This is a genomic window from Enterobacter cloacae complex sp. P29RS (assembly GCF_014893445.1).
Classification (GTDB): domain Bacteria; phylum Pseudomonadota; class Gammaproteobacteria; order Enterobacterales; family Enterobacteriaceae; genus Enterobacter; species Enterobacter intestinihominis.
Genome location: NZ_JADBPZ010000007.1, coordinates 160,837 through 180,376 on the forward strand (window position 1 = coordinate 160,837; position 19,540 = coordinate 180,376).

Genomic DNA, 19,540 nt, shown 5'->3' on the forward strand with positions numbered 1-19,540 from the left:
GCCGGGTGGGGGCTTAGCCTTACCCGGCGTGGGATTAGGGTTTCGTAGGTCGGGTAAGCGCAGCGCCACCCGACACGCTATCTTCACTTTTCACGCGCATCCCGCGCAAAACCATCAGCCACGCCGCAATGATGGCGGCCATCATAATAATAAATAACGACCAGTGCGGCAGATGGGTCAGGATGAGCCCGGTGATCATCGGGTTCGCCGCCGCGCCCAGCCAGCCCAGCGCCTGGGCGGAGAAGTAGCTCGCCTTCATGCCCGGCGGGGCGATATTGTCGATCAGCATGTATTCACCCGGGGCATAAATAATTTCACCCAGGGTGAAAATCGCCGCCGCAATCCCCCAGTAAATCAGGTTCTCGCCGGAAAGCATAAACCCGCCCAGCCCGAGGATGAAAAAGAGCGTTGCGGCTGTCATTAGCGGGCGGATGTTGCTTGCGGAGATCTTGCGGCCAAGCGCGTATTGCAGGGTGACCACCACCACCGCGTTGACGGGCAACACAACGGCCACCACCTTTTCTGCGAAATCGCTGTCCGCATACGCGGCGAGGACATACTGGGAAATGCAGCTGGCGAACGATCCGCCCACGTAGGACGCCAGCAGGCCGGAGAGCGTGTACCAGAACAGCGCCCGGTCCTTCAGCAGCACCGAGGGCTGCCACGGCGCTTTTTCCTCCACGCTGTCAGACGCTACGCTTTTCTGCACAAAGAAATGGATAAACCCGAGCGGCAGTGCGGCGCAGAAGGCCGCCAGCCAGAACGGCAGTTGCAGGCTGTACATCACCAGTAGAGTGCCAACCGGCGGCCCAATCGTCCAGCCGATGTTCAGGAAACTGTAGTTGAGTGAGAAAACGCGCGCCTTTTCGCTGGAGGTCAGCACGTCGGCAAACCACGCTTTCAGCACCGTTGAGAAGACGGAATAGGCGCAGTTAATCAGGGCAAAGAACAACACCACCAGCGTCACGTTATTCACCAGCGGAATGGCCACAAACCCGGCGATAAAGGCCACGATGGCGACCAGCATATAGCGTTTTTTGTCGAACTTGTCCGCCAGGATGCCAAACCCCAGGCTAAACACCACGCCAATGGTCAACGCCACGGTAAGGGCATAGCCAATATTCTCCACGCTCATATCGTACACGCGTGTGAGATATATGGTCATAAAGGGCAGCGTTGCCCCGCGGCCAATTGTTAATAACAATGACGATGCCAGCAGCGCTGCGGTTGAGCGCCTGATTGATGGTTTCATTTTCCTGCCCGACAAATGCTTATGCTTTTTTTGTTGTGTTATTACAGGATTATCATGGGATCGGCAGCTTGTATAGCACCCAATTTATCCGCAAGTGCTTCTCCTCAGTACCAGAATTAATGATCTTCTCGCGGGGGTATTTTTTCTGTTACCTTGAAGTGTTTACAAAAATTTAATAATTCAGGGGCGGAAAATGACGCGGAAAGACGGGCTGTTAGCGTTACTGGTTGTCGTGGTGTGGGGACTCAATTTTGTGGTCATCAAAATGGGGTTGCACAACATGCCTCCACTCATGCTGGCGGGTCTGCGCTTCCTGCTGGTGGCCTTCCCGGCGCTGCTTTTCGTTGCCCGCCCAAAGATTCCCCTGAAGCTTCTGCTGGGCTACGGCCTCACCATCAGCTTTGGTCAGTTTGCGTTTCTTTTTTGCGCTATCAAATTCGGTATGCCTGCGGGTCTGGCTTCGCTGGTGCTTCAGGTGCAGGCTTTCTTTACCATTATTCTCGGCGCGTTTGTCTTTGGCGAACGTTTGCAGGGCAAACAGCTGGCGGGCATTAGCCTTGCGGTCTTTGGCGTGCTGGTGCTGATAGAAGGCAGCCTCAACGGTCAGCATGTCGCGCTGCTGGGCTTTATGCTCACCCTGGCGGCGGGGCTGAGCTGGGCGTGCGGCAACATCTTTAACAAGCTGATAATGCAGCATGAGTCGCGTCCTGGGATCATGTCGCTGGTGGTCTGGAGCGCGTTGATCCCCATTGTGCCGTTTATGGCCGCGTCGTTTATTCTGGATGGACCGCAGGTGATGCTGAAAAGCCTGGTGGAGATCGACCTGACGACCATTTTGTCGCTGATCTACCTGGCATTAGTCGCCTCAATCATTGGCTACGGCATCTGGGGATCGCTGCTCGGACGCTATGAAACCTGGCGCGTGGCGCCGTTATCGCTGCTGGTACCGGTGGTCGGGCTTGCCAGCGCCGCCCTGTTGCTGGATGAAACGCTCAGCGCGCTGCAACTGTGTGGCGCAGGGCTGATTATGGCCGGGCTGTATATCAACGTCTTTGGCTTGCGGGTGCGTCGGGCGACGCGGGTGCGGAGTTAAGGCAGAAAAAAGCCCCGCATTAGCGGGGCAAAAACGAATTACAGGTCGTGATTATAATACGGCACGCCTAATTCGTCGGATTTGTCGCTGCCAGCGCCCATGTGATTGAAGTCCCAGGGCGACTGGTTTTGCGTGGACGGCATAATCATGGTGTCACGATTATTTTGCTGCCCCGCACTGGGAGTTTGCTCCGCGAAGCTCTGGCCGGAAACCAGCACCAGCAAGGTGAGGGCGGCGGAGACGATAAATTTCATGATTTCCTCGGTTACGTCTTAACAGGCGATGATTAACTGCAATGTTTTAGCGGATACAGATAACGGGATTCACCCGGCATACTGGTAATACGGTACTTATGAGGCGGCACGTCAAAGTAGTTCTTGAACGTACGCGTCAGGGTTTGTTGCGATTCAAATCCGTAGCGTTCCGCCAGATAGAGGATCGGCTCATTGCTTTCTTTCAGTTTTTGGGCAATCTCCGTCAGCTTACGGCTGCGAATATATTGTCCTAATGAATGGCCGGTCTCTTTTTTAAACATCCGTTGCAGGTGCCATTTTGAGTAACCTGAACGCTCAGACACTTTCTCAAGGGAAAGTGGAGATTCCAGGTTATCTTCGATCCAGTCCAAAATGCTATGAATGGTGATAGCGTCAGTATTGCGTCTGGACATCGTCATACCTCTTTTTCTGTTTACGGCAGGATTTTCTTGAGTAAAAGCTCAAGCGTTGCCACTTCATCTGCCGTTAAGTTTTTTGTCAGTTCCTGGTGCAGTGTTTGTCCTACTAATTGATGACATTGCTCACACATGGCCGCGCCATCGCTGGTCAGTTTCACCAGTACGCCACGTTTGTCATTCGGGTTAGGGCTTCGTTCTATCCATCCTTTGCAGACGAGACGATCCAGCATGCGGGTTAACGCACCCAGATCGACAGAGAGCACCTTTTTCAGCTCAACCGGCGTGATACACACTTCGCAGCGAATGGAACACAGCACTTTGAACTGTGTTGCGGTGATATCCAGCGGTGACAGGTAGTCATTGAGCAGGCGATCTTTTTTCTGGTTAACCATATGAATAAGACGACCCAGTGGGATTATGTCGTTAAAGAGATCACTGGTGCTTTTCACGATGGTTGCCCTGGCAAGTAGTTTAGTCACGGCAGATATTATTGCTCAGGCAAGTATAAGTCAACTGAATGGATCAGCCGATGCCACGAAATGCTAAAACGCTTCAGGAACTTTTTCTGTACGCTTTTAAATCATATAGATAATCTGGGGTTATTAGTTTCGCGGGACAATTATGGTTACGTTGCGCGGATAGCTCAGGACGAGACTTTCCCCCTATAATTGCGGTAATGAATAAGGATAAGGACTGCGGTGCATTATGTTGGATTTGATTAAAGCAGTGGGGCTTGGGCTGGTGGTGTTGCTTCCGCTGGCGAACCCGTTAACGACCGTGGCGCTCTTTCTGGGGCTGGCGGGTAACATGAACAGCGCGGAGCGCAACCAGCAGTCGAGGATGGCCTCCGTCTACGTCTTCGCGATTATGATGGTGGCTTATTACGCCGGACAACTGGTGATGAATACTTTTGGTATTTCGATTCCCGGTCTGCGTATCGCCGGTGGGCTGATTGTGGCGTTTATTGGTTTCCGGATGCTGTTCCCGGCGCATAAAGCGCATGAATCGCCGGAAGCCAAAAGCAAATCGGAGGAGCTTGAAAGCGAACCGAGCGCCAATATCGCGTTTGTGCCGTTAGCCATGCCGAGCACGGCGGGGCCGGGAACGATTGCGATGATCATCAGTTCCGCCTCAACGGTGCGTGATGGTGTGACTTTTCCGCACTGGGTTATTACCGTTGCGCCGCCGATCATTTTTGCGCTTATCGCCATTATCGTCTGGGGGTCATTGCGCAGCTCCGGGGCGATTATGCGCTGGGTGGGCAAGGGGGGGATTGAAGCTATCTCCCGTCTGATGGGCTTCCTGCTGGTCTGTATGGGCGTGCAGTTTATTATTAACGGCGTGCTGGAGATCATTAAGACGTATCACTGAGGACATCGCCGGGTGGCGCTGCGCTTACCCGGCCTACAAGTCCGTAATAACCTGGGCCGGGTAGGTCGAAGCCGCCACCCGGCACAACTAACGTCAACCGTGGCTGGTCTGTTCTTCCATCGCGACCGGCCATTTACGGAAGATAAGCACCGACCAGATCAGCGCGATCAGCGCCGGAATCGCCCCGAGATAGCCAATGGCCGACATCGATACATGCAGGCTGATCTGATTTCCCACCAGCGCACCGGCCCCAATTCCCAGATTAAAAATCCCGGAGAAAAGCGACATCGCTACGTCCGTGGCGTCCGGGGCCAGCGCCAGCACTTTGACCTGCATTCCCAGACCAATAATCATGATTGCAACGCCCCAGAACAGACTGAGGATCGCCAGATGACTCTCGCTGCCTGCCGCAGGCATCAGTAACAGCAGGCACGCCAGCAGCAGGCCAATCGCACTGCTTACAAGCGCAGACGCGTGCTTATTGCCCAGCTTCCCGAACAGGATACTGCCGATAATCCCCGCGCCGCCCAGGATCAGCAGCAGAACGGTGGCGAAGTTAGCGCTAAAGCCCGCCACAACCTGAACAAACGGCTCAATATAGCTGTAGGCCGTGTAATGGGCGGTCACCACAATCACGGTCAGCAGATAGATGCTCATCAGCGCCGGTCGACGCATCAGCAGAGGCAGACTTTTCAGCGAGCCGGAGTGTTCGCTGGGCAGTTTTGGCAGCAGTTTGATCAGACACACCAGGGTGATCAGCGCCCCCATGCCGATGGCAAAGAAGGTGGTGCGCCAGCCGAAGTATTGACCCACAATGCGCCCGATCGGCAGGCCTAACACCATCGCCAGCGCCGTTCCGGTGGCAATCAGGCTCAACGCCTGGGCGCGTTTCCCCGCCGGGGCGAGACGAATGGCGAGCGATGCGGTGATCGACCAGAAAACGGCATGGGCAAACGCGATGCCGACGCGGCTGATCACCAGCACCGTAAAGTTCCATGCCATAAATGACAGCACATGGCTGGCTATGAACACCACAAACAGCCCAATCAGCAGCTTACGACGTTCCATCTGGCTGGTCAGCAGCATAAACGGCAGCGACATCAGCGCTACCACCCATGCATAGATGGTCAGCATAATGCCAACCTGTGCCGTTTCCATATGGAAGCTGGCTGCAATGTCGGACAGCAGCCCAACCGGAACAAATTCCGTGGTGTTGAAAATAAACGCTGCGATGGCGAGCGTGACCACGCGTAGCCACGCGACCCTGCGGGAAACCGTGTGTGTTGTCATAGGGATATCTGGGATTCGTTGCCTGAAAGATGAGGAGACGATCTTAAAGCCTTAAACGGCGAAAACTCAACCGTTATGTGATGTGAATCACAAAATTTACCTTCATGCAGCGGTAGCGAACGCGGTTGTTTTCATTGAAGATAAAGAACAACACAACAAAAACAGGCGGTAACACAATGCAGGAGATTGATTTTTATCTGGTAGATGCGTTCAGCGAGTCCTCCTTTGGCGGCAACCCGGCGGCGGTGTGCCCGCTCGACGCGTGGCTGCCGGATGAGACGTTACTGCGGATGGCACAACAGCATAACCAGTCGGAAACCGCGTTTTTTGTGTGCACCAAAGGGGGGATTGAGCTGCGCTGGTTCACCACGCTCACCGAGGTTAATCTGTGTGGTCACGCGACGCTTGCCGCGGCGTATGTTCTGTTTAACGAACTGGATTATCCGGACTCACGCCTTCATTTTGACACCGCTTCTGGTCGCCTGACCGTCAGCCGTGAAGGTGACTGGATGACGCTGGACTTCCCGGCCTGCCCGACGCAGGCACAGACGCCGCCACCGGAGATGCTCGCCGCACTCGGTATCAGCCACTACGTCGAGGCGCGAAAAGGCCGCGCCTGGGTGCTGGTACTGGAGAGCCGCGAGCAGGTGGAAGCCATTAATCCGGATTTCTCCGCCATGACGCCGGGGGAGCATAAAGTGGCCGTCACCGCCCGGGACGAGGGGGAATACGACTTTGTCAGTCGTTTCTTCTCGCCGGGCGTGGCCGTGCCGGAAGATCCTGTCACCGGCTCCGCGCACACCATGCTGATCCCTTACTGGAGTGAACAGCTTGGCAAAACACAGATGTTTGCCCGTCAGGTTTCTGCCCGTGGTGGCGACGTACGCTGCGAACTGAAAGGCGACCGCGTGCGGATGGGCGGGCAGGCGGCGCTGTATCTGAAGGGCACAGTATTTCTGCGCTGAATAAATTTAAGAGGAACCAACGATGCAGGAAATTGATTTTTATCTGGTGGATGCCTTCAGCGACAGGGCGTTCGGCGGCAATGCGGCGGCGGTGTGTCCGCTGGAAGCGTGGCTGCCGGATGAGACGTTGCTGAAGATGGCGAAGCAGCATAATCAGTCAGAGACGGCGTTCTTTGTCCGAACGGATAACGGGTTTGAACTGCGCTGGTTTACCACGCAGGATGAAATTAACCTCTGCGGCCACGCAACCCTCGCGGCTTCTCACGTTATTTTCGAATACCTGGATTATCCGCACACGGAAATCACCTTCACCACGCGCTTTGTCGGCGAACTGACGGTACAACGCAGCGGCGACTGGCTGACGCTTAATTTCCCGGCGTGGTCAACCGAGGTTGTTGATACTCCACCCGCAGTGCTGTTCAGCGCGCTGGGCATTAACGCAGCAGACGAGGTGCGTGTGGGGCGTGACTACATGGTGGTGCTCGACAGCCAGCGGCAGGTGGAGGCGCTGACGCCGGATATCACAGCCATGCTCCCGCTGGGGAAAATGGTCTGCGTTACGGCGCCGGGGGATGAGTATGATTTCGTCAGCCGCTTCTTCTGCCCGGGGGAAGGGGTACCGGAGGATCCGGTGACGGGATCAGCGCACAGCATGCTGATCCCGTACTGGAGCGAAAAGCTTGGAAAAACGCAGATGTCGGCCCGCCAGGTCTCCTTGCGCGGCGGGGATCTGCGCTGCGAGCTGAAAGGCGACCGCGTGCTGATTGGCGGCCAGGCCACGCTGTATATGAAGGGGAAAATTTTCCTTCGTCTCCAGGATTACGGTCATCATTAAAAACTATGACGCCGGTATACAGGGCGGGCGGTATGTTGAACGAAAACGACAAGGAGCCTGCCATGTATTCTATTACCGCTGAATCCGCCCATCATCCAGATATTCTCGCCCTGATTACGGCGCTGGACCGTTATCAAAGCGTTCTCTATCCCGCGGAAAGTAATCATCTGCTGGATTTAACCGAACTGCCGGACGACTCGCTGATCCTGATGATTATTCGTGACACTCAGCTTAACGCTGTCGGGTGTGGCGCTGTTGTTTTGAACGGGGACGGGACCGGGGAAATGAAACGGGTCTATATTGATCCAACCCATCGCGGGCAACGGCTGGGTGATAAATTACTGGCGGCGCTGGAAGATGAAGCCCTCAGCCGCTGCTGCCACACCGTCCGGCTGGAGACGGGGATCAAACAACATGCCGCCATTCGTCTGTATCAACAGTGTGGATACGAACGGCGCCCCGCGTTTGCCCCCTACAACGAGGATCCGCTGAGCCTGTTTATGGAGAAGACACTGGTGGCTGACGTTCGTTTAGCAGCCCTATAAACGCCTCAAGCTGGCGGGTCATCGCCCCGCGTCGCCACACCAGCCAGGTGGTGAGCCAGCGCCAGTTTTCCGCCAGCGGCCACGCCGCCACCTGATGATGCCCCGGCATACTCTCCAGCATGGAGCGGGGCATCAGCGCAATGCCTGCCCCGGCAATCACGCAGGCGAGCATCCCGTGGTAGGACTCCATCTCGTGGATCCTTCCCGGCGTTACGCGGTCAGCATGAAACCAGCTCTCCAGATGACGCCGGTAGGAACAGTTGGCGCGAAAGGCATAAACCTCGCTACCGCTCACCTGCGTGGCTTTTGACACTTCCGCGTGACCCGCAGGGGTGACCAGCATCATCTCTTCCCGGTAAACCGGCATTCCTTCCAGTTCGGGGTGTGAGAGCGGCCCGTCGACAAAGGCGGCGCTGAGCGTCCCCTCAAGCACACCGTCAATCATCGTACCGGAAGGCCCGGTGGACAACGCAAACTGAATGCGCGGATAGCGCTGATTAAACCGCGCCAGACTTTCCGGAATGCGTACGGCGGCGGTACTTTCCAGCGCGCCGAGCGAGAATAATCCCTGCGGTTCATCCCCGGCGACGACCATTCGCGCTTCGTCGACCAGCGCCAGGATCTGCTTGCTGTAGCGCAAAAAATTGTGCCCGGCGGGGGAAAGCCGCAGGCGCTGATTCTCGCGAATAAACAGCTCCACACCGAGATCCGCTTCAAGCTGTCGGATGCGGGTGGTGAGGTTTGACGGCACCCGGTGTACCTTCTGCGCCGCCTGGGTAATGCTGCCGGTCAGTGCGACGGCGTTAAACATCTCAAGCTGTGTTAAGTCCATACCGTTCTCGATTCGTGAACAAGGTGGTGAGTATTATTCATTTTTAAGAAATAGCAGAGTGGGCCACAATCAATCAACTGTTATTACATGGAGAACTTCATGACGTATTCATCTGCTACCCATGCCCACTCTGTCAACCCGGCTACCGGCGAAACGCTGGCTGCTTACCCGTGGGCAACGTCCGGTGACGTTGAACGTGCCATTGCGCAGGCGGATACCGGTTTTCGTCAGTGGCGACGCGAAAGCGTAGCGCACCGGGCGCAAAAACTTCGCGATCTGGGTGCGGCGCTGCGTAGCCGTGCGGAAGAGATGGCGCAGACTATCTCCCGGGAGATGGGCAAGCCCATTGGGCAGGCGCGTGCGGAGGTGGCTAAGTCCGCCAGCCTTTGCGACTGGTACGCTGAATACGGCCCGGCAATGCTGCGCCCGGAATCTACCCAGGTCGACAATGCGGTGATTGAGTACCGTCCGCTGGGGCCTATTCTGGCGGTGATGCCGTGGAACTTCCCGCTCTGGCAGGTGCTGCGCGGTGCGGTGCCGATCCTGCTGGCAGGGAACAGCTATCTGCTTAAACATGCGCCAAATGTGCTCGGCTCGGCGGAGCTGATCGGGAAGGTGTTCGCGGATGCCGGTTTCCCGGAGGGGATCTTTGGCTGGGTGAACGCGACAAATGACGGCGTCAGCCAGGCGATTAACGATCGGCGTATCGCGGCGGTGACCGTAACCGGCAGCGTTCGGGCTGGTGCGGCAATTGGCGCGCAGGCGGGCGCGGCGCTGAAGAAATGCGTGCTGGAGCTGGGCGGCTCCGATCCGTTTATCGTTCTGAATGATGCCGATCTGGATCTGGCTGTGAACGCGGCCGTGGCCGGACGTTATCAGAATACCGGACAAGTTTGCGCGGCGGCGAAACGCTTTATTGTGGAAGCGGGCGTGGCGGACACCTTTACCCAACGCTTTGTTGACGCGGTCAAGGCGCTGAAAATGGGCGCACCGGATGAGGAAGATAACTATATTGGCCCGATGGCGCGATTTGATCTTCGCGATGAACTGCATCAGCAGGTACAGGCTACGCTGGCGGAAGGGGCGACCCTGCTGCTCGGCGGCGAGAAGCGTGCCGGGACCGGTAACTTTTATGCGCCAACCGTACTCGGCGACGTCACCCCACAGATGACGGCCTTCCGTCAGGAGCTGTTTGGCCCGGTGGCTGCGATTACCGTCGCCAATGATGCGTCGCACGCGTTGCAGCTGGCTAACGACAGCGACTTTGGCTTATCAGCGACGGTCTTTACCGCGAACGATGCGCTGGCTGAAACCTTCTCTCGCGAGCTGGAGTGCGGCGGAGTCTTTATCAATGGCTACAGCGCAAGCGATGCGCGCGTTGCGTTTGGCGGAGTGAAGAAGAGCGGCTTCGGGCGAGAGCTTTCACATTTCGGTCTGCATGAGTTCTGTAACGTTCAGACGGTCTGGAAGGATCGCGTGTAATGTTGATGCCGGGTAGGGCAAGGCCGCTACCCGGCAATTCACGTTTCCTGTCATTATTTTGCAATGGTTCTGTCATTTTCGTTTCGTAGACTCGCTCGCGTCTAACGTATTGTTACAGAAGAAAATTATGAACCTAACGCAAATTTTTCGTCGTCTTGCGCAGCGCTTTTTTCCTCGTCAGTTTGGCCTGCTGACCGGCATCTTTTGTATTATCGGCCTTTTCTCCGCCCTGCAACTTTCATCCTCCTTCCTGCTTACCGCTTCCCTGAATCAAGCCCAGCGTAACGAACAGCGCAATCAGCTGGCCTGGCAGCAACAGAGCAGACTGGATCAGGCGCGTATTTCGCTGCTTGCGGCGAGCGATCTGCTCAACCGCTCCGGGGTGTACTTTATGCAGGATAAAGAGACCGGTTCGGAAGGGAGCTGGCATAGCCTGATGGACGAGGCGCAAAAATCCCTGGCGGCGTCTCAGCAGGCATGGCAAGCCTGGCTCGCGCTTAATCCTCCGCAGGACGAGGGGCTTGTTAATAGCTATCAGCTGTTCTTCGGTGCCATTAGCGAGCAGGCGGAAGGGCTGGTGAAAACCAACAGCATCGACCTCTTTTTCGCCGTACCCGCCCAGGCGTTTCAGACCGATTTTAATGACAACTTTGCACGTTATCAGCAACGGAGTGAGAAGCAGGCGATACAGGGGCGTCAGTCGCTCATGGAACAACTCTCAGGCCTGCAACGGCTGTTCCTGTTTGCGCCGCTGGTGTTGCTGGCTATTGCCATTGCCGTCTGGTTTGCAATGGCGAAATGGGTGATATCCCCGCTACGCCGTCTGATTGTCCATATTAACCAGCTTGCGGCAGGGGATTTGTCGGGAATACCCCCTGACGTTGTGCGTTTTAACCGTGAAATCAGCCAGCTCAGCGGCAGTATTACCGCCATGCAGCGCGGGCTCCAGCAACTGGTGACTCAGGTCAGCGAGGCCACGACCTCTATGGTCGAAAATATCGGGTCACTTGCGCAGGGGAACCAGAAGCTTTATCAGCAGTCCACGCGACAGGCCAAAGAGCTGGAGGAGGTGACGGCGCATATCGCCGATCTCGAAACCCACGTTGAGGGGAACACGGGTTATGCAAAACTCGCCCGCTCGCGCGCGGATGAAGCCCGACAGGCTGCCGTCGGCGGGGAGCAAATGATGACAGCGGTAAATGGCTCAATGCAGACGATCGTCGACCGATCCTCAGAGATGCGTGGGATCGTCGCCATGATCGACAGCGTGGCGTTTCAGACCAATATTCTGGCCCTCAACGCTGCCATTGAAGCCGCCCATGCGGGAGAACAGGGGCGCGGGTTCGCGGTGGTCGCCCGTGAAGTGGGGCTGCTGGCCAGAAAAAGCAGTCACTCTACGCAAACCATCCAGTCGCTAATTAACCACTCGCTACAGGGCATTGAAGAAGGTTCTCAGGTGGTAAACCGTCTGGAAGAAAATCTCCAGCAGGTCACCGGGCTGGTGGCCAATCTGAGTAGCCTGCTGAATGATATTTCGCTGGCCACTCTAAATCAGGGGGAAAGCATTCATCAGATGACGCGCCAACTTCAGGCGCTGAATCAGGTATCGCGTCAGACAGATGTGCTGGTTAGCGAAGCGTCGAATGCCTCTGAGCGCCTGCATCGGGAGTCAGATCTTTTGTTGCAGGCCGTCTCGCGTTTTCGTCTCCCTGCCTGACGTGACGTATAAGCCTCTGTTATACTCGCAGCCCGTTTTAGCCTGAGGGCAAGGAGCAAAGTGTGGCTGCGGTCATCCATAATGAGATGCTGGACGAGATTCTGGCGCAGGTTCGTCCGTTACTGGGGCAGGGTAAGGTTGCCGATTACATTCCCGCGCTGGCCTCGATCAGCGGTAATAAGCTCGGCATCGCCATTTGTACTGTCGACGGGCAGCGTTTTCAGGCGGGAGATGCACTGGAGCGCTTTTCAATTCAGTCGATCTCAAAAGTGCTTAGCCTCGTTGCCGCCATGCGCCAGTATGACGAGCAGGAGATCTGGCAGCGGGTGGGCAAAGATCCCTCCGGTCAGCCCTTCAACTCCCTTCTCCAGCTTGAAATCGAACAGGGTAAGCCGCGCAACCCGTTTATCAACGCCGGGGCGCTGGTGGTGTGCGATATGCTGCAAAGCCGTCTGAGCGCGCCGCGCCAGCGTATGCTCCAGATTGTGCGGCAGCTTTCCGGCGTGCAGGACATCGCCTACGATCCGGTGGTAGCGCGCTCTGAGTTTGAACACTCTGCACGTAACGCCGCCATCGCCTGGCTGATGAAGTCCTTCGGCAACTTTCATAATGATGTCGCCACGGTTCTGCAAAACTATTTTCATTACTGCGCCCTGAAGATGAACTGCGTTGAACTGGCGCAGACTTTTCTGTTTCTGGCGCATCAGGGCCATGCCCCGCATCTGGGCGAGGACGTTGTCTCCCCGATGCAGGCCCGGCAGATCAACGCCTTAATGGCAACCAGCGGAATGTATCAGAACGCCGGGGAGTTTGCCTGGCGCGTGGGGCTGCCGGCTAAATCCGGCGTTGGCGGCGGCGTTGTGGCCATTGTTCCGCACGAGATGGCGATTGCCGTCTGGAGCCCGGAACTGGACGAGACCGGCAACTCACTGGCGGGCGTCGCGGCGCTGGAACAGCTGACCAAACGCCTTGGACGGTCCGTATACTGATGTCCACGTTAGATCCTCTGTTCACGCGCCTGGCTCGCTCCACGTTTCGTTCACGATTTCATTTAGGGATGAAAGAGCGGCAATACTGCTGGGATAAGGGCGCGGACACTATCGATAAGCATGCCGCTGATTTTGTCGCCGCGCGGCTGGCGCCTGCACACCCGGTGAATGACGGTAAGCAGACGCCGATGCGTGGCCATCCGGTTTTTATCGCCCAGCATGCCACGGCAACCTGCTGTCGGGGCTGTCTGGCTAAGTGGCATGCTATCCCGCAGGGCGTGCCGCTGAGTGCGCAGCAGCAACAGTATATCGTCAACGTGATCCATCATTGGCTGGTCATTGAGGTAAATCGTGCCTCCTGAACTGACAATGTCTCTGTTTAAGCTACGCTTTTACTAATGCTCAGCGTCAGGAGACGTCATGAAAGCACCTCTAATTCCCGTGAATGAAACGGAGCGCATGAATGCGCTGCGCGAGTCCGGTCTGCTTGAGATCGACAATTATCCCGCGTTTGATCGTCTCACGCGGCTGGCAACACGCTTTTTCAGGGTGCCGCTGGCGATGATTACGCTGGTGGATGACCACGCTGCGATCGTGAAATCTGCCGACGGGCGGGCACTTGCCAGCCAGCCTCGCGATCTCTCGTTTTGTGGTCATACGATCCTGGGTGACGCGCCGCTGGTGGTGGCTGACACGCTGCTGGACGAACGCTTTGCGGATAATCCGCAGGTGGCGGGAGATCCGGGCGTGCGCTTTTATGCCGGTTTCCCGCTGCGTTTACGTGACGGGGCGTGCGTAGGATCGTTGTGTCTCATTGATTACGCACCGCGTGAGTTTACTGCGGCGGATTCCGCCGTACTGGCCGATCTCAGCGCGCTGGCAGAAGATGAATTTGCAGCCGTTAGCGCCGCCACGACCGATGAACTCACGGGCCTGTTTAACCGACGCGGGTTTAACCAGTTTGCGCAGTTTGCACTGTCGGTTTCGCAGCGTAGGGCAGAACCGTTAACGCTTGGCTGGCTGGATCTGGACCATTTCAAAACCATTAACGATCGCTTCGGGCATCAGGAGGGCGACAAAGCCCTGAAAGCGATGGCCGCCCTGATGCGCTCCTCATTCCGCGAGGCCGATATGCTGGTGCGTTTCGGGGGAGATGAGTTCGCGGTGCTGTTTGCGGATACCGATGAGCCTGGCGCCTGGATCGCCATGCAGTATCTCGTCGAACAAACGGAGAAGTATAACGCGCGTCAGCTGCATCCCTGGTCGTTACAGTTCTCCTGGGGGCTGAGCGAGTTCGATCATCACCGCAACGATATGCAGGCATGGTTAAAACACGCGGATGCGCAAATGTACGCCATGAAGCGGCAACATCACGGCGAAAAATGACATAACGAAATCCTATGTCATCACTTATTGCGTAACAAAAATGTTAATAGCAAAGTGGAGAGATTCAACCTAAGGACGCGCAATGAACTCTCCCATGCTGATTAAACCTCTCTCCCGACAGGACATCCTCAGCCACATTGATGCCCTGAGCGATATCCTCGTCAACTGTGTAAACGGCGGCGCCTCCGTCAGCTTTATGCTGCCTTTTTCTCCCGAGAAAGCCCAAACCTTCTGGCTCGGCGTCGCAGACAGCGTCGGGCGCGACGAGCGTACCGTCCTGGGCTGTTTTGACGCGGAGCAGGGGCTGGTTGGCACGGTCCAGCTGATCACCGACCAGCCGGAAAACCAGCCGCACCGCGCAGATGTCGCGAAACTTCTGGTACATGAGAAGGCGCGCCGTAAAGGTGCGGCAATGGCGCTGATGGAAGCCGTGGAGGCGGTTGCGCGTGAAAAAGCGCTTACGGTGCTGGTGCTTGATACCTCGACCGGCAGCGGCGCGGAGACGTTTTATCAGAGAGCGGGCTGGCAAAAGGCGGGGGAGATCCCACGCTACGCCCTGATGCCGAACGGGGACATGACGGCGACCTCGGTGTTCTATAAATTTCTTTGATATTTTTCACCATCGCGTCCTGAGTTGATCCAGACAGGGGTTCTGGTCCTGAAGTTTTGATAAGTTATCACACCAATCTTATCAGGCTGTATGACTAATTATAAAGGACCTCCATTGTGAACACACTCAACCGTCGTGATTTCCCCGGTGCGCGCTACCCTGAACGTATCATCCAGTTTGGCGAAGGTAACTTCCTCCGCGCGTTCGTTGACTGGCAAATCGACCTCTTAAACGAGCATACCGATCTCAATGCAGGTGTGGTGATTGTACGGCCGATCCAGAGTGATTTTCCGCCGTCGCTGAGCACCCAGGATGGTCTGTATACCACGATTATTCGTGGTCTGAATGAGGAGGGGGATGCGGTAAGCGATGCGCGTCTTATTCGTTCCGTGAATCGTGAAATCAGCGTCTACAGCCAGTACGATGAATTCCTGAAACTCGCCCATAATCCGGAGATGCGGTTTGTCTTCTCCAATACCACGGAGGCGGGGATCGGCTATCACGCGGGCGATAAGTTTGACGATGCGCCAGCTGTCAGCTATCCGGCCAAACTGACGCGTCTGCTGTTCGAACGCTTTACCCACTTTAACGGGGCTGCGGATAAAGGCTGGATCATCATTCCTTGTGAGCTTATCGACTATAACGGCGATGCCCTGCGTGAACTGGTGCTGCGCTATGCACAGGAGTGGGCGCTGCCAGCGGCATTCATTGCGTGGCTGAATAACGCTAACACCTTCTGCTCGACGCTAGTTGACCGCATTGTTACCGGCTATCCGCGTGATGAGGTGGCAGAGCTGGAAGCCGGGCTGGGCTATCACGACAGCTTCCTCGACACGGCAGAACATTTCTATCTGTTTGTTATTCAGGGGCCAAAATCACTTTCAGCTGAATTGCGCCTGGATAAATACCCGCTCAACGTCCTGATTGTTGACGATATCAAGCCTTATAAAGAGCGTAAGGTGGCGATCCTCAACGGCGCACACACGGCGCTGGTTCCGGTCGCTTTTCAGGCCGGGCTGGATACGGTAGGGGAAGCCATGAACGACGGGGAGATTTGCGCGTTCGTAGAGAAGGCTATTTATGAAGAGATTATTCCGGTCCTGGATCTGCCGCGCGATGAGCTGCACTCCTTCGCCAGTGCCGTAACGGGGCGTTTCCGTAATCCGTATATTAAGCATCAGCTGCTGTCGATTGCACTGAACGGGATGACCAAGTACCGCACCCGCATTCTGCCGCAACTGCTGGCAGGGCAGAAGGCGACCGGTGAACTGCCAGCACGTCTGACCTTTGCCCTGGCGGCGCTGATTGCATTTTACCGTGCCGAGCGCAACGGTGAGCGCTATCCGGTGCAGGACGATGCGCACTGGCTTGAACGTTACCAGCAGCTGTGGACGCAACATCACGACAAACAAGTCACTACCCGTGAACTGGTATCGTCGGTGTTAAGCGTGAGCGAGCACTGGGAACAGGATCTCACTCTGGTGAACGGACTGGTAGACCAGGTTGCGCAGGATCTGGAAGCAATTTTAAGCAAAGGCATGCGCGAGGCGGTGAAACCGCTCTGCTAATCATAATGCCCGGCGTTTGCCGGGTTTTTTACAGACCATTATTAGTTACAACATACTATACGTCCTTTTTTTAAAAAAGCACAGGCAGCACCGTGCGCTCAGGGCTTAACAGGTCAGAAAATGCAATGAACTATTAACATGCTTGCAACCGTGATGAGGATCACGTTTAATAGCCGCGCTCTTTACTTTTCTGAAGCTGATTATGATTGTTCGTCCTCAACAGCACTGGCTGCAACTGATTTTTGTCTGGCATGGTTCGGTACTTCCCAAAATTTATACCCGACTGCTGCTTAACTTCCTGCTTTCCATCGCCGTGATTGTCATGCTGCCGTGGTACACCTCGCTGGGTATCCGCTTTACCGTCGCGCCGTTCAGCATTCTGGGCGTGGCTATCGCCATCTTCCTGGGATTTCGCAATAACGCCTGTTATTCGCGCTACGTTGAGGCGCGTCTGCTTTGGGGGCAGTTGATGATAGCGGCGCGCTCGCTGTTTCGCGAGGTAAAAAACACCTTGCCGGATGATAAACATCTTGGAGAGTTTGTACGCCTGCAAATCGCGTTTGCTAACTGTCTGCGTATGACACTGCGCAGAGAAACCAATGCCGATCAACTGTCCCGCTATCTGGCTCCAGACGATTTACGCAAAGTGATGGATGCCAACTCGCCGGCGAACCGTATCCTGCTGATCATGGGGGAGTGGCTGGCCGTGCGGCGGCGCAGCGGGCACCTTTCAGACATCCTGTTTCACAGCCTCAACAACCGCCTGAACGATATGTCCATCGTGCTGGCAGGCTGTGAGCGTATCGCCAATACGCCAGTCCCGTTTGCCTATACGCTGATCCTGCACCGGACGGTGTATTTGTTCTGCATCATGCTGCCGTTTGCGCTGGTTGTTGATCTGCATTACATGACGCCCTTTGTCTCTGCGCTGATTTCCTACACTTTTATCTCGCTTGATACGCTGGCGGAAGAGCTGGAAGATCCGTTTGGGACGGAAGATAACGATCTGCCGCTGGACGCCATCTGCAACATGATGGAGCGCGATCTGTTGCAGATGAACGATGAAGAGAACATCCCTGAAAGGCTAATGCCGGATAAGCATTATCAGCTGACCTGACGGGCATTCCACTCGTCGCGGGTGATTTCCCACAGCTCCGAATCCAGCAGGCCGCTGACATAGGCTTTCTTCTCTGTCCTGATGAGTCGCATGCCGCTGCTGTCTGAAATACGTCGGGAGCGGCTGTTGGCCGCCGCTTTCGGCGCGCGTAACACCGCTTTGTTAAGCGTATTGAACCAGTAATCCGTTGCCGCGATACTCGCCTCACGCATAAATCCCTGTCCCTGAAATTCCGGCGCGAGCCAGAAGCCCCGGTTGTTGTCCTCCACGTCATACAGGCAAATCAACCCCATCAGTTCGTCAGGCGCTTCGCGACGGCGAATCGTCCAGAACCACGCAATCCCTTTGGCCATGTCGGGCAGTGCAACGTTGTTGACATAATTTTCTGCACCGTTTTCCGGGTAGGGCCAGGGGACTGAAGCCACCATATAGCGGACAATTTCCCAGCGCGGATAGCGTTGCTGGATCTGGACGGCATCGGCGGCAACAAGGGGTTTAAGTAATAAGCGTTCTGTCGTAAGCGTGGGTATCGTCATCCGGTGATCTCCATATTTGAGCGTTATCATTTGTTTGGGTTCTGATATTTCATCAATATCACATTCCAGTTGGTCGTGCTTTTGTTATTCAGATTTATCCATAAAGGAGTATGTAATGCCAAGAAAAGCCAGGCCCGAAGAAGCCGAAACACTCTGGCACGTCCGTAACGAAGCGATGCGCCATGGCTGTAAAATCTGTTACGACGCAGAAGTGATTGCGCGCTGGACGTCAGAAAAGATGCCTGAACATTACCGTACCTCCAGGTCGATTTCGTGTTATAGGCCTGCCCATGCAGGAGCTGAACTGCTCCCAAATGGAGCTACGGTTTACGAAGTTCAATAGCTTATTTACATTTGCTTACATAAATACACTTTCTTTACATTAAGTAATGTAAGATATTTTTTTAGCACAAAATGCAAAAGTAAATTAAATGGAGATGATTTATGTCGAATATAAGAGCATTAAGCCTTAATGAGATAGCATTAGTAAGTGGCGGCAATGGAAGCGGTAATTATGAAGGTGCCGGTAGTCGTAACACCAGCTCTAAATCTGGTAATTCAAAAGGAAACAATGGCTCTATTTACAAGGGCGTTGACTCATGCGGCGCAGGAATCATCGGTGGTCTAATCGCCGGCTCTCCTGGGGGGCCAGTGGGTATGACCGCTGGGGTAATTGGTGGAGCTATAGCTGGCCAGTGCACAAAAGATAGTTTTTCAGATCGTGGTAGTAAAGATAAAAGTAATAATTACAACGGCCCCGGACAATGCCGTTGGTAAGTAATTTGAGTTGTGTGTGATAATAATTTAAAAGCTCATTATAACTGAATGTTATTCTAGGTGTTTCGATATTTAATGATTATTCGAAGTAGTCATGATGAGCTATTATTTTTGATAAAGTTAATGTAATCACAAGTATCGGGTTAAGCATGAAACAATTTTTAAATTTCCTAATTTACTTATTTTTTTTCATTATCGCATTTACCCTTTTGAAATACGCTGAAGTTCTTGAGTTTGACGAAGTATCACGGCCAGGGATTATATCAAGGTTTCTTATTGCGTTGATTGTATTAATAGCAGTAACTCGATGGGGCGTTAACTTGATGAATAGGTTTAAAAGTAAATAAAGTACACTCCGATAAAAATTGTTGTGTTGCAGAATGGAATCATTACAAATGTTCACTGAAGTTAAAGTGCATGATATCAAAAAATGATTACAATATCATAACCATATTTGTTGATTCTTATATAAAATATGAATTAATAATAGGTTGAACATGAT

General features: G+C 54.8%; 21 protein-coding genes. 14 read left to right on the top strand and 7 right to left on the bottom strand.

All coding sequences use genetic code 11. From position 1 onward, the window contains the following. Positions 1-34: 34 nt before the first annotated feature. Positions 35-1,252, bottom strand: coding sequence for an efflux MFS transporter YdeE (gene ydeE / locus IM282_RS07475; protein WP_023300096.1), 1,218 nt, complete (start codon positions 1,250-1,252; stop codon positions 35-37). A 193-nt stretch (positions 1,253-1,445) separates the two neighbouring features. On the opposite strand from ydeE, the gene eamA reads away from it, so the two are divergent. Next, on the top strand, positions 1,446-2,345 hold the full coding sequence (gene eamA, locus IM282_RS07480; protein ID WP_023330139.1) for an O-acetylserine/cysteine exporter: 900 nt from the start codon (positions 1,446-1,448) through the stop codon (positions 2,343-2,345). Positions 2,346-2,383: 38 nt separating this feature from the next. On the opposite strand, the gene marB is transcribed toward eamA, so the two are convergent. From marB to marR, 3 genes are read right to left on the bottom strand one after another with little or no spacing between them, the layout of a single operon-like run. Continuing rightward, on the bottom strand, positions 2,384-2,599 hold the full coding sequence (gene marB / locus IM282_RS07485) for a multiple antibiotic resistance protein MarB (protein WP_023300098.1): 216 nt from the start codon (positions 2,597-2,599) through the stop codon (positions 2,384-2,386). Positions 2,600-2,631: 32 nt separating this feature from the next. Then, complete coding sequence (gene marA / locus IM282_RS07490; RefSeq protein WP_001303241.1) at positions 2,632-3,012, bottom strand: MDR efflux pump AcrAB transcriptional activator MarA; 381 nt, start codon at positions 3,010-3,012, stop codon at positions 2,632-2,634. 20 nt (positions 3,013-3,032) lie between these two features. Continuing rightward, positions 3,033-3,467, bottom strand: a complete 435-nt coding sequence (gene marR / locus IM282_RS07495; RefSeq protein WP_020884159.1) for a multiple antibiotic resistance transcriptional regulator MarR — start codon at positions 3,465-3,467, stop codon at positions 3,033-3,035. Between the two features lie 256 nt (positions 3,468-3,723). On the opposite strand from marR, the gene IM282_RS07500 reads away from it, so the two are divergent. Then, a complete protein-coding gene (locus IM282_RS07500; protein ID WP_022648105.1) occupies positions 3,724-4,389 on the top strand; it encodes a MarC family NAAT transporter in 666 nt (221 codons plus the stop codon). A gap of 93 nt (positions 4,390-4,482) precedes the next feature. Here IM282_RS07500 and IM282_RS07505 read toward each other — a convergent pair whose 3' ends face one another. Continuing rightward, the gene (locus tag IM282_RS07505; RefSeq protein ID WP_022648106.1) at positions 4,483-5,679 is read right to left on the bottom strand and encodes a sugar transporter; all 1,197 of its coding nucleotides are present in this window, start codon (positions 5,677-5,679) and stop codon (positions 4,483-4,485) included. Positions 5,680-5,855: 176 nt separating this feature from the next. Between IM282_RS07505 and IM282_RS07510 the strand changes: the two genes are divergently transcribed. The 3 genes from IM282_RS07510 to IM282_RS07520 all read left to right on the top strand — a co-directional run bounded on the left by IM282_RS07510 (position 5,856) and on the right by IM282_RS07520 (position 8,024). Further along, the gene (locus IM282_RS07510; protein ID WP_063137745.1) at positions 5,856-6,644 is read left to right on the top strand and encodes a PhzF family phenazine biosynthesis protein; all 789 of its coding nucleotides are present in this window, start codon (positions 5,856-5,858) and stop codon (positions 6,642-6,644) included. Between the two features lie 22 nt (positions 6,645-6,666). After that, positions 6,667-7,479: a PhzF family phenazine biosynthesis protein gene (locus IM282_RS07515; RefSeq protein ID WP_192970286.1), complete on the top strand. Its 813-nt coding sequence runs from the start codon at positions 6,667-6,669 to the stop codon at positions 7,477-7,479. 62 nt (positions 7,480-7,541) lie between these two features. Next, positions 7,542-8,024, top strand: coding sequence for a GNAT family N-acetyltransferase (locus IM282_RS07520; RefSeq protein ID WP_032622224.1), 483 nt, complete (start codon positions 7,542-7,544; stop codon positions 8,022-8,024). On the opposite strand, the gene IM282_RS07525 is transcribed toward IM282_RS07520, so the two are convergent. Next, entirely contained in the window at positions 7,978-8,856 is an 879-nt protein-coding gene (locus tag IM282_RS07525; RefSeq protein ID WP_022648110.1) for a LysR family transcriptional regulator, read from the bottom strand. The two genes, IM282_RS07520 and IM282_RS07525, sit on opposite strands and share 47 nt — an antisense overlap. Before the next feature lie 99 nt (positions 8,857-8,955). On the opposite strand from IM282_RS07525, the gene sad reads away from it, so the two are divergent. From sad to IM282_RS07565, 8 genes are all read left to right on the top strand, one after another. Further along, on the top strand, positions 8,956-10,338 hold the full coding sequence (gene sad, locus IM282_RS07530; RefSeq protein WP_192970287.1) for a succinate-semialdehyde dehydrogenase: 1,383 nt from the start codon (positions 8,956-8,958) through the stop codon (positions 10,336-10,338). Between the two features lie 127 nt (positions 10,339-10,465). Next, complete coding sequence (locus IM282_RS07535; RefSeq protein ID WP_023300101.1) at positions 10,466-12,055, top strand: methyl-accepting chemotaxis protein; 1,590 nt, start codon at positions 10,466-10,468, stop codon at positions 12,053-12,055. Between the two features lie 62 nt (positions 12,056-12,117). Continuing rightward, complete coding sequence (gene glsB / locus IM282_RS07540; protein WP_003857165.1) at positions 12,118-13,044, top strand: glutaminase B; 927 nt, start codon at positions 12,118-12,120, stop codon at positions 13,042-13,044. Then, positions 13,044-13,406, top strand: a complete 363-nt coding sequence (locus IM282_RS07545; protein ID WP_022648114.1) for a DUF4186 domain-containing protein — start codon at positions 13,044-13,046, stop codon at positions 13,404-13,406. The genes glsB and IM282_RS07545 overlap by 1 nt, the downstream gene beginning before the upstream one ends. Positions 13,407-13,464: 58 nt before the next feature. Next, positions 13,465-14,430, top strand: a complete 966-nt coding sequence (locus IM282_RS07550; RefSeq protein WP_022648115.1) for a sensor domain-containing diguanylate cyclase — start codon at positions 13,465-13,467, stop codon at positions 14,428-14,430. 82 nt (positions 14,431-14,512) lie between these two features. Continuing rightward, positions 14,513-15,040: a GNAT family N-acetyltransferase gene (locus IM282_RS07555; RefSeq protein ID WP_192970288.1), complete on the top strand. Its 528-nt coding sequence runs from the start codon at positions 14,513-14,515 to the stop codon at positions 15,038-15,040. A 116-nt stretch (positions 15,041-15,156) separates the two neighbouring features. Next, complete coding sequence (locus tag IM282_RS07560) at positions 15,157-16,608, top strand: tagaturonate reductase (protein WP_022648117.1); 1,452 nt, start codon at positions 15,157-15,159, stop codon at positions 16,606-16,608. A gap of 202 nt (positions 16,609-16,810) precedes the next feature. Next, positions 16,811-17,725, top strand: a complete 915-nt coding sequence (locus tag IM282_RS07565) for a bestrophin family protein (protein WP_003857155.1) — start codon at positions 16,811-16,813, stop codon at positions 17,723-17,725. Here IM282_RS07565 and IM282_RS07570 read toward each other — a convergent pair. Next, positions 17,713-18,261, bottom strand: coding sequence for a GNAT family N-acetyltransferase (locus tag IM282_RS07570; RefSeq protein WP_058676647.1), 549 nt, complete (start codon positions 18,259-18,261; stop codon positions 17,713-17,715). The genes IM282_RS07565 and IM282_RS07570 overlap by 13 nt on opposite strands. Positions 18,262-18,705: 444 nt before the next feature. On the opposite strand from IM282_RS07570, the gene IM282_RS07575 reads away from it, so the two are divergent. Further along, positions 18,706-19,038, top strand: a complete 333-nt coding sequence (locus IM282_RS07575) for a hypothetical protein (RefSeq protein WP_023300105.1) — start codon at positions 18,706-18,708, stop codon at positions 19,036-19,038. Positions 19,039-19,540: the final 502 nt, after the last annotated feature.

Coding starts and splice junctions, on each gene's coding strand:
- ydeE (WP_023300096.1), bottom strand. CDS start 1,252: ATGAAACCATCAATCAGGCGCTCAACCGCAGCGCTGCTGGCATCGTCA.
- eamA (WP_023330139.1), top strand. CDS start 1,446: ATGACGCGGAAAGACGGGCTGTTAGCGTTACTGGTTGTCGTGGTGTGG.
- marB (WP_023300098.1), bottom strand. CDS start 2,599: ATGAAATTTATCGTCTCCGCCGCCCTCACCTTGCTGGTGCTGGTTTCC.
- marA (WP_001303241.1), bottom strand. CDS start 3,012: ATGTCCAGACGCAATACTGACGCTATCACCATTCATAGCATTTTGGAC.
- IM282_RS07500 (WP_022648105.1), top strand. CDS start 3,724: ATGTTGGATTTGATTAAAGCAGTGGGGCTTGGGCTGGTGGTGTTGCTT.
- IM282_RS07505 (WP_022648106.1), bottom strand. CDS start 5,679: ATGACAACACACACGGTTTCCCGCAGGGTCGCGTGGCTACGCGTGGTC.
- IM282_RS07510 (WP_063137745.1), top strand. CDS start 5,856: ATGCAGGAGATTGATTTTTATCTGGTAGATGCGTTCAGCGAGTCCTCC.
- IM282_RS07515 (WP_192970286.1), top strand. CDS start 6,667: ATGCAGGAAATTGATTTTTATCTGGTGGATGCCTTCAGCGACAGGGCG.
- IM282_RS07520 (WP_032622224.1), top strand. CDS start 7,542: ATGTATTCTATTACCGCTGAATCCGCCCATCATCCAGATATTCTCGCC.
- IM282_RS07525 (WP_022648110.1), bottom strand. CDS start 8,856: ATGGACTTAACACAGCTTGAGATGTTTAACGCCGTCGCACTGACCGGC.
- sad (WP_192970287.1), top strand. CDS start 8,956: ATGACGTATTCATCTGCTACCCATGCCCACTCTGTCAACCCGGCTACC.
- IM282_RS07535 (WP_023300101.1), top strand. CDS start 10,466: ATGAACCTAACGCAAATTTTTCGTCGTCTTGCGCAGCGCTTTTTTCCT.
- IM282_RS07545 (WP_022648114.1), top strand. CDS start 13,044: ATGTCCACGTTAGATCCTCTGTTCACGCGCCTGGCTCGCTCCACGTTT.
- IM282_RS07550 (WP_022648115.1), top strand. CDS start 13,465: ATGAAAGCACCTCTAATTCCCGTGAATGAAACGGAGCGCATGAATGCG.
- IM282_RS07555 (WP_192970288.1), top strand. CDS start 14,513: ATGAACTCTCCCATGCTGATTAAACCTCTCTCCCGACAGGACATCCTC.
- IM282_RS07565 (WP_003857155.1), top strand. CDS start 16,811: ATGATTGTTCGTCCTCAACAGCACTGGCTGCAACTGATTTTTGTCTGG.
- IM282_RS07570 (WP_058676647.1), bottom strand. CDS start 18,261: ATGACGATACCCACGCTTACGACAGAACGCTTATTACTTAAACCCCTT.
- IM282_RS07575 (WP_023300105.1), top strand. CDS start 18,706: ATGTCGAATATAAGAGCATTAAGCCTTAATGAGATAGCATTAGTAAGT.